Origin of the sequence: Cytobacillus sp. (assembly GCF_964223445.1) — a bacterium.
GTDB lineage: Bacteria > Bacillota > Bacilli > Bacillales > Cytobacillaceae > Cytobacillus.
In genome coordinates, this window is the sequence record NZ_CAXQGS010000028.1 from 35,421 (window position 1) to 47,196 (window position 11,776).

Consider the following 11,776-nt stretch of genomic DNA (forward strand, 5'->3'; position numbering starts at 1 on the left):
ATTGCAACTAGCATTACTTTAACAAACAAAAGCGCTGAAAACAAGAAAAATAAATGAAAATAGAAGTACTGGTTGATATCATTTTCCTTCTTCTTCAATATGTTCCTTAATTAACTCAACAAATGCCTGAACTTGCTTGAGCTGGAAGGCGGATTCATATCCCAGCAGCCACGTATCACGCTTAATCGGCAAATTATTTTCATCCAGCAGCGGGATCTTAAAAATATTCTTCTCTGCACCATTCAGCGTAATGGCCGGAAGAATGGCATATCCTATTCCATTGAAAGTCATTTGCTTGCACGTCTCAATTTGATCAACGACTATCGTCCGTTTTGGCGACGTTTTGAACTGCCTCAGCCACCAGTCCTGAATTTCCTGATAATAGTTGGAATCACTCTTAAACTGAATAAAGGGCCTGTCTGTTTCAAGGACCTGCTCCGGCCTTGTAATCTCTGTATCCACTAGATAAAGACTATCCTTAAATAAAGGGATTTTAATCCCCTTCCAGTCCGGAGTCCCTCTAATAATTCCAATATGAACCTGATCATCATATAGCGATTTTAATATTTCACTGCTCCAGCCGGTGATCAGAGAAATTTTTGCCTGCGGATAGCGGCTGACAAACTTCTTAAGAACTTGAGGCAGCCAATTTTGCCCTACGATGGAAGCAACAGCTATTTTTAAGGTCCCATGGACCTCTGAATTCAAGGCTGTAATTGATTCCCTGACTTTTTCTTCCTTCGCAAGAACTTCATTAATGAATTGTAGTACGATTTCGCCAGCGGGCGTCAGTGACAAACCCTTTTGTGAGCGTAGGAATAGTTTGCTGCCCCATTCTTTTTCAATATTTACAAGACGCTGTGAAAGGGCTGGCTGCGAAACAAATAAACGTTCAGCCGCTTTCCTCATATTCATTTCCTGTGCCAGCACTGATAAAAGGTGAAATTCCGTAAGTGAAGACATAAACATCTTCCCTTCATAACTTTTTCTTATAGTGTATCTTAATCGCATTAAAGTTTCATTATCATTAAAATGGAAAGAAGCACCAAAAATACATACAGTTCTTTAAGAATATAAAAATCTCTGCACGGTAAATGCAGAGATCTCTGGCCGCTTAATCGGCAACTTCCTTTTCATGCTTTGGAAGAGCAATTACCAATAAGAAGCTTATAACAGCAAATAATAGCACTGCATAGTACACTGAATGAAGTGAAACGGTGAGACCATTTTGCAGGATTTCTTTCACTCCGGTATTTAGGCTGTTTCTCGCTTCTTCATTTAAAAGTACATTTGCTGAATCTAAAGATAAGCTGTCATCTATGCCTTCACCATTCTTCTGTATATACGATTTGATCTGGCTGTTCAGGATTCCGCCCAGCAAGGCTGCTCCTATAGTGTTGCCAAGATTTCTCATAAACATATTGGCAGCAGTAGCAATTCCCCTTTGCTTCCATTCCACTGTACTCTGAATGGATACAATAAAAGCAGTGCTCGTTAATCCCATGCCGGCCCCGACCAAAAAGCTTCCAGCCGCCGCCCAGACAGGTCCTGCTTCAGGAGTGAGTGTGACGAATAAAATACTCCCTGCAATTAAAAATACTCCCCCTATTACAGAGGTGCTTCTAAAACCAATTTTCAGGAGAAGCTTGCCTGCAGCTGCAGAAGCTATTGGCCACCCAATCGACATGGTCGTAAGTGTAAAGCCGGCTACAATCGGCGATCTTTCCATGACACCCTGGACAAATGCAGGCAGAAAACTGGAAATCCCGATCAGCATCACACCAGTTGTCAGTGAAGCTAAATTAGCAATTAATATCGGTTTTTCCTTCCAAATATTAAAAGGCATCATTGGCTCTGCTGCTTTTTGTTCCTGCAGGATGAATAAAATAAAGGCAATCACACTAACCGCTAAAAGGCTGATTGATTCAATGGAATTCCAGGCCCAATTTGTACCTCCCTCAACAAGCACAAACATTAGAGATGAAATGGAAACCGTTAATAGCACAGCACCTGCATAATCGATCTGATGCTTTTTCCTTTCCACATTCTCATGAAGGAAAAGCCATAAGCCTGCAATAGCCATGATGCCAAGCGGAATGTTAACCCAAAAAACATATCGCCAGCTGACGAATTCAACAAGAAGCCCGCCTATTGCAGGACCCATGATGGCTGAAATACCCCATACACTTGATAAATAACCCTGAACCTGCGCCCTTTCCTCTTTTGTGTATATATCCCCGACAATGGTGGTTGCAATCGGCATGACTGCTCCAGCACCGAACCCCTGAATTAATCGGAAAATAATTAGAGCTGTCATCGATTCAGCAAAACCGCATAAAATTGAACCTATTAAAAATATGATAATCCCGAATGTCAAAACAGGCTTCCGCCCAAATAAGTCTGAGAGCTTGCCGTAAATCAAAACAGTCACAGCATTCATTAACAGGTAAGCTGAAAACACCCAGCTATATAAAGCAAATCCGCCTAAATCTCCAACAATGGCAGGCATTGCAGTTGAAACAATGGTTGCCTCTATAGCCCCCATAAACATGGCAAGCATAACTGAAGCAAGCACAAAAGGCTTTTTCGTAACTTTTCTCTTTCCTTGCGGCATTTTTTTATGTAAAGTTTGACTCAAACATTTCCCCTCCAAAATGAATAAAAACATGATTAACACCAGCAAGTGACGGCAATAAAATCACCAGGACTCCCATCATTGAAAATAAAGCAAGCTCCCACTGCGGGGAGCTGAATGGTTTTTATCGCTTATTTAATCGTCTAATATGCTTATTTAATTGATCCAAAACAGTTCTGCGAGTCAGTATTCCCTCAAAGTAGCCTTCCTTGTTTTCTATACATATAAAGGGATGGTCAACTAAAAGTTCGATCGATTGCTGTATAGAAGACTCAGCATCAAGCCGCGGGATCTTTCTGTTCATTGCCTCTTCAACCCTTTTTTGCTCCATCTGCTCAAATTCGATTCGCTCTAGCCCGAGAATGGAATCCATGATGATGGGTGTGCTGATTAAGCCATGCAGCTTATATTGCGGGTCTAGTACAGGTATTGCTGTATATCCGCTTTTCGTTAGCACTAAGAGTGCATGCTCCAGGTTATTGCCAACCTGAACATGTGCTACCCGTTCAGAAGGAATCATGAAATCACTAATGTTAAATTCTAAAAATTCCTCGCTATGGAGACTGATCATCGCCGAAAACTCCTCAAAAATTAGTTATACTTCATAACCATTTTATCATAGTCTCCTGCATTTTGCCCCATTAACCTTTGCTGGTTTGAATGTCTTTTACTTCATAGCCGCAGTCTGGACAGCGAAAAATAACATTTTGATTGGACTGTGCGGTTAAAACGGCTTCGATGTCTTTTTCAGCCATGCAGGCTGGACATGTTACAACTGGCATCATTCTGCTTCACCTCATTATCAAAGGGTCCTTTATTATTTATTGTTCTCAATGCCTAATTTTTCGAGTCCTTAATTTCTATTAAAATTTCTTTCAGTTCTTCAAGAGTTTTCCTGATCCTGATTACTTCTTTTTTTGTATTAATTAAATCTGCAAGCAAAAGAAGAACTGTAAAAAACAGCAAAATCATGAGCAGATAATACATTTCCACACCTCTGTGAGATTGATACTCCATATTATAGCACGCTTTCTCTTTAAGCTATTTTTAATAAGAAAAGAGGCCCAGAAGGCCCCTTATGTATGTGGTGGATTATTGAATCAAATCGAAAATTTCGATCGTGATCATATCAATGTTGTCGAATTGATATCTTTTTGGCTTTTCTTTATCGTAATATACTTCCAGTTCAAACGTTTCATTTTTTGGATGAAAAGTTACCTGGCATTTTCTTTCACCATTCACCTCAAAAAATCTTTGCATTGGCTCTCCGCCTGTTGCTTGTTCCTGTAAGCTCTTTAAGCGTGTTAATATACCTTGAAGCTGTGACATGCTCTCTCTCCTTTCCAAAACAAAACCCATAATTCTACATTTAGGTTTCTCTTTTGGCATGTTTCTATCCTAAAGAATTAAATTCAGAATATTCAAGCTCGATGCTTTACATACCAATATTAACAGAATAAAATATTGTCAGGTGTTTGTACAAGCAAAAGCTTAATAAAGGATGTGATTTTTTTTGGCAAAACCTGAAAAATTGGCGGAAAATCTTTATTTAATTGATGATTTTGATCTTTCATTGGAAAAACGTACCGGTACATATGTCTTAAAAGAAGAAGCGCTGACATTAATCGAAACTTCGGCAAGCCCTTCAATTCCCTACATACTGGAAGGACTAAGCCAGCTTCAGATTCGACCTGAGAAAGTTGAATATATCATCGTTACCCATATTCATCTTGACCATGCAGGCGGCACAGGTCTTTTACTGACACACTGTCCGAATGCAAAGGTTATTGTCCACCCGAAAGGTGCCAGACACTTAGCGGATCCTTCACGCTTAATTGCTGGTGCAAAAGCTGTTTATGGAGATAAATTCGATGGATTATTTAATCCTATTTTTCCTGTTCCGGAGGATAAGATTATCAAAAAAGAACATGAAGAAGAGCTTGAAATAGGGCCAAATTGCACGCTTAAATTCTATCATTCACCCGGACACGCTAATCACCATTTCAGTATCTTTCACCCTGCTATTAATGGAATGTTCACAGGAGACACTGCTGGTGTATATTACCCTCAATTAAAAGAAAATGGAATTGAAATGTATCTGCCCTCAACTTCACCAAACCAATTCGATCCCGACAAAATGCTCGAATCGATTGCCATGTACGAAAAAATGGATCTTGATTATATTTTCTTTGGGCATTACGGAAAGAGTTCAAACCCCAAGGAGGTCTACAGACAAATTAAAAAATGGCTAAAGATATTCATCCATGCAGGTGAAAATGCCCTTTCCGAAGGCGGCACTAAAGATCAGCAGACACAGGCAGCGCAAGCCATGCTTGAAGAAAAAATTAAATCTTATCTAAATAGCAGAGGCATCTCATCTGACCACCCTGTATATAAGATCCTTTCTGTTGATATTGCTGTCTGCTCTATGGGATTAATCGACTTTCTGCAAAAAACAAACTGATTGCTTATCTTAAGATCCTGCATTATGATTGAATAACAAAAAAACTCAGGGGGAAGCACTTTGAAAGAAATTGTTCTATATACACAGCCGGATTGTCCGCCCTGTGAGATAATAAAGTTGTTTTTGAATGAAAATGGATATACTTATACAATAAAAGACATAAAAAAAGATGCAACAGCCCACAAGGAGCTGACCAGGCAATATAATTCCTTTTCTACACCGACAATTGTCATCGGGGACACTGTCATTAGGGGATTTGACCTGGAAAAACTCCAATCTGCATTAGAATTGAAGTGAATCTTCAATTAGCGGAGATCTAACTGCCAGTTAGACTGCCATAAAAAGAGGAGCTTAAAAGCTAAGCTTTTAAGCTCCTATCATCTAATTGGATGCCAGCTGCCCGTTTAATTCCTGTTGTTCAAATAAAGCTAATATACCTTGTTTATCATCAGTTAAAAGCATACTTCCTGAACGAAACAAAGCGTTGAATGGATTCAGCAGGAATCCAAATTGATATGACGATTTGTTAATCCAATTTTCAGGAGTTTTAAATGAGCTTTGTATTGCTGCTTCTTCATTACTCTCGGCTTTCTTTAAAATTTTCTCAGGTATATTTTCACCCAGGAATTTGGCGACTTTAAATTCCCCTTCTTGTTCCGCAAGCAAAAGTCCCTCATAGTGACCTTCATATGCGACTGGGCCGTCATGATTTTCTTTAAAGTATTCAAACACATAAATTTTGTTTCCTTCTTTAACTGCTTTTGTATTATCTGAATACGTAAAGAACGGAATGTAATATGCAGCAGCATCAGATCCAAGGGTAAAATACTTGCCATTCTCTGAAACAAGGTTTTCATTCAGAAATTCAGCTTTTGGTTCTTCAGAAAAATATGGTTCAAGCAATTCATCGACTTCCTTCATACTTCGCTCTTCCTCGCTCAGTGAAACCTGTATATGAAATGCATTTTGCAAAAATTTGTATACCTCTTGTTTATTGTTAAGGCTCTCTGCATTTGTATGGGAAGGAATCGCTGCTGCCATGACTGCAATTGTTATAATAATTCCTGTTAAGTGCTTGTACATTCCACTCTCCCTTTCTTTATCGTTCACTATTTGTGTACCATCCATTTTACCAGCAAACAACTCTACTGTTGCCGGTTTTCGTACCCGAAATTCACTTATATTTTGACATAAAAATTCTTTTCTTGTTATGAATCTACCCGTATTGACAAAGAATTAACGCAAAAAGCGGAAAAGCATATATAAAAACAGATGTAAAAATTGTTAATCAGCAGCATGTATTCATTTCTATAAAAAAATGACCCTGCTTAAGCAGGGTCATTACCAATTCCATGTAAGTGCAAAATAAGTGATCATAACAAGAAGAATTCCAAAGCAAATCGCATATGTCAGAAAGATTGGATTTCTGATATATGCATGCTTTTGAACATTATCAGGCAGTTCTGCGTCAATATCCCCTTTTACAGCCTTTCGTTCTTTTGCAGCAAAAAGGGTGTAAGCCAGGGCGTAACCGAGAATCCCCAAACCGATTACTAATATGATCATTGTGTACATGCTCATGTCTAATCTCTCCTCAAGGAAAGTTCTACACTTACATTTCCTCAAATCAAGATTGTTTATACTTCTAAAATTTCATGCTTATAATAATCCATCATGGTTGTATAGAAATTCGTACGATAAATCCACAAATAAGTAATCATTGGTATTAAGCGGGAAGGAAAACGTCCTGATCGTTTCACCTGTCTCAATATCGGTATACAAATCAGAAAGGATTCCTTTTTTATTTATTCGCATTTTCATTATATTTTCAAGAAAATATGGCCGCCAGCTCCAGTTTTTGTGAAGATATTCTTCCTGGGTTATCCATCCCCCATCCCGTTTGAAGTAATTCGCAGATTTCTGGAATCCATCTTCATCACAAATATACAGGCGAAACGCTGCACCATCCAGAAGAACCGCAATCTGCTCCAATGTTTCTTCATATACAAGTACCTTTTTATTTTTATTTGCAAAATCAATCATCTTTTCGTTGAAATCAAGGGTAACCTGATACAAGGACTCTAATTTTTTCTTTTCATGCACAATAAACCGATGGCATTCACTTCGTAATTTTTCCTTTAAAATATCTCTATCAGTGAAATCTTCAGCCGGTTTTTGCAAATAATAACCTTGATAGTAACGGCCTCCATTTTTCCAGGCATACTGAAGCTGGTAAACCATTTCAATATTTTCAAATAGCATGCTTGCTCCTATTTTCCTGGCAAGCATGGATAAAGAATAGAGGATATCATTAAAATTATAAGCAGAAGCATTTGATTTCATGGACTCCAGATCCACCTTTAAAATGTCGGGAGCCAATTGCCCAATCCTATCGAGATGACTGCTTTCATTGCCAAGTTTATCTATGGCTAATTTGATTCCATATGTCCTATAATAATTCAATAGATGGTCCAGATGGTCAATATCTCCCTTATAATTCCGTTCTGTAATTTCCAAAACAATCCTGTCAAGGCCTATTCCTTTTTTTGCATATTCTTTAAGGGTATCTAAAAATTGTTCCCCATCATTGTACATAAGCAAGTCAGCATCCCTGTTGATAAAAAGCAAGATATCTTTATCCAGGTCCCGGGCCTTATCCAAAGCCTTTTTTAATACTTCATAATCTACTTCAATCCGGTATTCTTCAGGAATATTCTCATCCTGGAAGAACGGCCCCAGACTACTTATAACTCCATCAGATCCTCTATATCGGCCTAAAACCTCATAACCAATGACACGATGCTCATCTGCACTGAATATTGGCTGGAAATAAGGAAATACATTTTCCAAATCTGTAAGTATATCCAATGCATCCATGTCCTAGCCTCCCTATGTATATTAATGAGTTATTATACCATATTCGCTTAAAACTTTTACTATTCAAAATATAGATTCCACTTTTTGATAAAACATCATTGGTTGGCAAAAGCTTTGCATCATATTGCCGTGCCTTCTCTCACAAGCTAATATCAGGACATCAAAGAAAGAGGGTATTTCATGAGGAATTTCCTATTTATATCCTTTCTTATTCCTTTGCTTGGCTGCGGCCATTCTGAACCATCCGGTTCTTTCCAAAGACCTGGCATAGCATCAAAAGAGCTGGATGCACAAATACCAGTCCAGGCAAAGAAGGTACAGCAGAAAGTAACAGCCCCGTCTTCGAAAACACCTGCGGCTGTTAAAAAAGACTCTGTAATCATTGATGTTCCACTATTTAGGCAAAACCCCGAATTGAAGTATGGATGCGAAGTAACCAGCCTGGCAATGGTACTGCGGCATGCAGGTGTGCAAGTGGGAAAAATGGATTTGTATAATGCAGTAAAGAAAGATATTGATCCGCTGATACGTTCAAAAGGTGATATATTGAAATGGGGTAATCCAGCAGAAGGATTTGTAGGAGATATGACCGGAACAAGTGCAGGCTACGCTGTTTTTGATAAACCAATTGAAGAATTAGTGAATAGATACCTTCCCGGAAGAGCCGTTAATTTATCCGGCCAAAATTTTGAAGCGGTTCTAATGCATGTATCCAAAGGATACCCTGCTGTGGTCTGGACAACAGGAGATTATAGGCTTCCTGACCGCTGGGAATCCTGGACTCACTCCGGCAAAACCATTAAAACTCCATTAGATCTTCATGCAGTCGTATTAGTAGGCTATGATGAACAGTTTGTTATTCTTAACGATCCCCTCTCAGGGAAAAAACAGGTGAAGGTTTCTAAAGAACAATTCATCTCATCATGGAAAGCATTACAATCCAGAGCAGTAAGTTATCAATAGATAATGTCAACCGGCTGAAAATAATTCAGCCGGTATTTATTAACATCAAAATGGAAATTGATTCAGCCACTGTCCTCCATCCATCGTGATGCACTCCCCATTAATATAACCTGCATGCTCTGAAAAAAGGAAAAATGCCAATTCTGCGATTTCCTCCGGCTTCCCGAGCCTGCCTAGGGGCACACTTTGGAGTGTCCTGTTTGCAGCATCTTCTGATTCCCAAAGCCTGTCAGCCCCTCCTGTCCTTTCTATCGGACCTGGGGCTATTGCATTCACTCTAATTCCGTATTTTCTTCCCCATTCTACAGCCAGAGTTCTTGTCATGGATAATACACCTGCTTTAGCTGCTGCCGAGTGTATAACACCCGCTCCAGCATCCCATGCATATGTAGCCACCATGTTAATGATACTTCCCTTAATTCCTTTTTCAATCCAGTATTTACCGACTTCACTCGAACAATAAAAGGTTCCATTCAAGACAATATTAATAACAGAATTCCATCCATTTGCACTCAGCTGCTCTGCAGGACATATAAAATTTCCCGCTGCATTATTAACAAGGAAATCAACTTGTCCAAATACACTAATTGTTTCATTGAGCATATGTTTAACATGTTCAATTTCACGGACATCCATTTGAATTGTCAACACTTGTCCCTGGAATGTTTGAATTTCGGCTTTTGCTGTCTCGAGGCGTTCCAGATTCCTTCCTGTTATCACCACATTCGCTCCAGCTTCAGCAAACCTCTTTGCCATATATTTTCCCATGCCGCTGGAACCGCCAGTAACAATGACAGTTTTATTCTTCATTCTAATTCCCCTCTCAAAAATGAATGATCATTCATTTACATTTTACCATTAAATATAGAATTTTCGAATTTTTATTTACAAATAAATTAATATTTCTAAGGAAAATGAAGGATAAGAAAAAGGCATAGTTAGTTCTTCTTTTTAATAGGATAGTTTGATAGTATTAAAGATACTGCAATGAGAAGACAGTTGTTTTTCTCATGCCCAATACTTCAGAAAAAAATTTCAATAGATAGGTTGGTATGCTATATGCCGGAAAAAGTTTCCAGAAGATCTTTTTTTAAAAGAGTTCTCGGCTTTTTTGCTGCTGTTTTTGGTATTAGTGCAGGCGGCTATTATTATGCACGGGATATTGAGCCGCGGCTCTTGGAAATCACAAACTACGAAATTTCTGACAACGCTATTCCACAAGCGTTCAATAATAAAAAGATCATCCAATTCAGCGATACCCATCTAGGATTTCATTATGACCTGAAACAGCTTGAAAAATTGATTGAAAAGATAAACAGCTTGAAGCCTGATATTGTCTTTTTTACAGGTGACCTGATGGATGAACCCAACAAATATATAGAGGCGAACCAAATTGCGCCCCTCCTGAAAAGAATTCAGGCGCCGCTTGGAAGGTTTGCTATTTATGGAAACCATGATCACGGGGGCTATGGTTCTGATATTTATAAATCTATTATGGAAGAAGCCGGGTTTACTCTTTTGCTGAATGAAAATCGCAAAATCGAGTTCTCCGGAAGCAGCATCCAGATCATCGGCATTGACGATGCCATGCTCGGCAGACCAGACATAAAGCTTGCCAGCGGAAGTTTGGACGATTCTACCTATAATATTTTATTATCCCATGCACCGGATTTAGCAGATGCAGCTTCAGCTTTCAGCATCAATCTGCAGTTGAGCGGCCATAGTCATGGAGGACAAATAAAACTGCCGTTCATTGGAGCATTAGTTAAACCGCCGCATGCTGAAAGATATTATGAAGGCTTTTATGAAATCGGCAGCCAAAGCCCTTTAACTCTTTATGTAAACAGAGGGCTTGGTACAACCCGGCTCCCCTTCCGGTTTTTATCCAAACCTGAACTGACGGTATTTACCTTACAATCAAAGAGCGGAAAGTAGAGGGAAAGCAATTCTTTGCAGCTTTCCCTTTTTTGCCGCATTGGGGGGCACATTTTATCCAATTAGTTACAAGTTCACTTTTGCAGACATATATTTGAATAGACCTTTCAGAAAGAGGTGATTGTTATTTACCATATAGTAAAACCTGGTGAGACAATGTCTGTAATCGCAAAAAATTACCGCCGCCCTTTACGTGAGCTTCTCGCGGCAAACCCTTCCATTGTAAATCCAGGCCTGATCTATCCCGGCCAGCAAATAGTAATACCAGGGCTGCCGGAACCTGATTCCATTCCGTATACCATCATTGTTTCAAAAGGCAAAAGAATCTTAACGCTTCTAAATAACAGTGCCGTTCAAAAAGTGTATCCCATCGCCGTCGGAAAAATGCTAACACAGACTCCAGTTGGAGAGTTTGTTATTGTGAACAGAGAACCCAATCCTGGCGGACCATATGGGGTCATGTGGCTTTCCCTGTCAAAAGCCGGCTATGGAATTCACGGAACCAATAACCCTTCCTCAATTGGCCAATCTGTTTCCAAAGGCTGTATACGCATGTATAACCAGGATGTGCTCGAATTGTCACGCATAGTGCCAAATGGCACCAGGGTACGGATACAGCCATAAATGCTGCTTACAATCGTCCTTTCAACAAAACTTTCGCTGAAAAATTGCGAAAGTTTTTATTTTTTTATTGATTTTTTTTAAAGCACAATATATCATATTGATATATCAAATTGATACATTTAAAGGAGTTTTATTATTGTCTATAGAACATACCATTCTTGCTGTCCTAAGCTTTTGGCCCAGCACAGGATATAATATTAAATCTGAATTTGAACACAAAGCTGCTGGCCTTTATTGGGGAATGAGCTATGGGAGCATTTACCCGAAATTAAAAAAGC

The 11,776-nt window shown here is 39.1% G+C and carries 15 protein-coding genes; 5 read left to right on the top strand and 10 right to left on the bottom strand.

What is annotated here, in order from left to right:
• Window positions 1-78: 78 nt before the first annotated feature.
• From ACEQ1T_RS03940 to ACEQ1T_RS03965, 6 genes are all read right to left on the bottom strand, one after another.
• Complete coding sequence (locus ACEQ1T_RS03940; protein WP_113881776.1) at window positions 79-963, bottom strand: LysR family transcriptional regulator; 885 nt, start codon at window positions 961-963, stop codon at window positions 79-81.
• A gap of 151 nt (window positions 964-1,114) precedes the next feature.
• On the bottom strand, window positions 1,115-2,614 hold the full coding sequence (locus ACEQ1T_RS03945; RefSeq protein WP_206837631.1) for an MDR family MFS transporter: 1,500 nt from the start codon (window positions 2,612-2,614) through the stop codon (window positions 1,115-1,117).
• A 145-nt stretch (window positions 2,615-2,759) separates the two neighbouring features.
• Entirely contained in the window at window positions 2,760-3,206 is a 447-nt protein-coding gene (cbpB, locus tag ACEQ1T_RS03950) for a cyclic-di-AMP-binding protein CbpB (RefSeq protein ID WP_206835955.1), read from the bottom strand.
• 70 nt (window positions 3,207-3,276) lie between these two features.
• Window positions 3,277-3,420, bottom strand: a complete 144-nt coding sequence (locus tag ACEQ1T_RS03955; RefSeq protein ID WP_206835953.1) for a hypothetical protein — start codon at window positions 3,418-3,420, stop codon at window positions 3,277-3,279.
• Window positions 3,421-3,472: 52 nt separating this feature from the next.
• Window positions 3,473-3,622 (bottom strand): hypothetical protein, encoded by a 150-nt coding sequence (locus tag ACEQ1T_RS03960; RefSeq protein ID WP_372530236.1) that lies wholly within the window; start codon window positions 3,620-3,622, stop codon window positions 3,473-3,475.
• Between the two features lie 105 nt (window positions 3,623-3,727).
• Window positions 3,728-3,964: a YkuJ family protein gene (locus tag ACEQ1T_RS03965; RefSeq protein WP_019381663.1), complete on the bottom strand. Its 237-nt coding sequence runs from the start codon at window positions 3,962-3,964 to the stop codon at window positions 3,728-3,730.
• A gap of 184 nt (window positions 3,965-4,148) precedes the next feature.
• Between ACEQ1T_RS03965 and ACEQ1T_RS03970 the strand changes: the two genes are divergently transcribed.
• Window positions 4,149-5,099, top strand: coding sequence for an MBL fold metallo-hydrolase (locus ACEQ1T_RS03970; protein ID WP_370221806.1), 951 nt, complete (start codon window positions 4,149-4,151; stop codon window positions 5,097-5,099).
• Between the two features lie 60 nt (window positions 5,100-5,159).
• Window positions 5,160-5,396: a glutaredoxin domain-containing protein gene (locus ACEQ1T_RS03975; RefSeq protein WP_370221807.1), complete on the top strand. Its 237-nt coding sequence runs from the start codon at window positions 5,160-5,162 to the stop codon at window positions 5,394-5,396.
• Window positions 5,397-5,480: 84 nt separating this feature from the next.
• Here the strand turns inward: ACEQ1T_RS03975 and ACEQ1T_RS03980 are convergent, their stop codons facing one another.
• From ACEQ1T_RS03980 to ACEQ1T_RS03990, 3 genes are all read right to left on the bottom strand, one after another.
• A complete protein-coding gene (locus tag ACEQ1T_RS03980; RefSeq protein WP_370221808.1) occupies window positions 5,481-6,182 on the bottom strand; it encodes a DUF3993 domain-containing protein in 702 nt (233 codons plus the stop codon).
• A 258-nt stretch (window positions 6,183-6,440) separates the two neighbouring features.
• Window positions 6,441-6,680, bottom strand: a complete 240-nt coding sequence (locus ACEQ1T_RS03985; protein ID WP_206835938.1) for a hypothetical protein — start codon at window positions 6,678-6,680, stop codon at window positions 6,441-6,443.
• Between the two features lie 78 nt (window positions 6,681-6,758).
• Window positions 6,759-7,976: an EAL-associated domain-containing protein gene (locus tag ACEQ1T_RS03990; protein WP_370221809.1), complete on the bottom strand. Its 1,218-nt coding sequence runs from the start codon at window positions 7,974-7,976 to the stop codon at window positions 6,759-6,761.
• Between the two features lie 180 nt (window positions 7,977-8,156).
• Between ACEQ1T_RS03990 and ACEQ1T_RS03995 the strand changes: the two genes are divergently transcribed.
• Entirely contained in the window at window positions 8,157-8,939 is a 783-nt protein-coding gene (locus ACEQ1T_RS03995) for a C39 family peptidase (protein ID WP_370221811.1), read from the top strand.
• A 45-nt stretch (window positions 8,940-8,984) separates the two neighbouring features.
• On the opposite strand, the gene fadH is transcribed toward ACEQ1T_RS03995, so the two are convergent.
• On the bottom strand, window positions 8,985-9,749 hold the full coding sequence (gene fadH, locus ACEQ1T_RS04000) for a 2,4-dienoyl-CoA reductase (RefSeq protein ID WP_206835929.1): 765 nt from the start codon (window positions 9,747-9,749) through the stop codon (window positions 8,985-8,987).
• Window positions 9,750-9,998: 249 nt separating this feature from the next.
• On the opposite strand from fadH, the gene ACEQ1T_RS04005 reads away from it, so the two are divergent.
• Together ACEQ1T_RS04005 and ACEQ1T_RS04010 are read left to right on the top strand one after the other, a co-directional pair.
• Complete coding sequence (locus ACEQ1T_RS04005) at window positions 9,999-10,874, top strand: metallophosphoesterase (RefSeq protein ID WP_370221813.1); 876 nt, start codon at window positions 9,999-10,001, stop codon at window positions 10,872-10,874.
• Between the two features lie 126 nt (window positions 10,875-11,000).
• The gene (locus ACEQ1T_RS04010; RefSeq protein ID WP_370221815.1) at window positions 11,001-11,498 is read left to right on the top strand and encodes a L,D-transpeptidase family protein; all 498 of its coding nucleotides are present in this window, start codon (window positions 11,001-11,003) and stop codon (window positions 11,496-11,498) included.
• The last annotated feature ends 278 nt before the right edge of the window (window positions 11,499-11,776 follow it).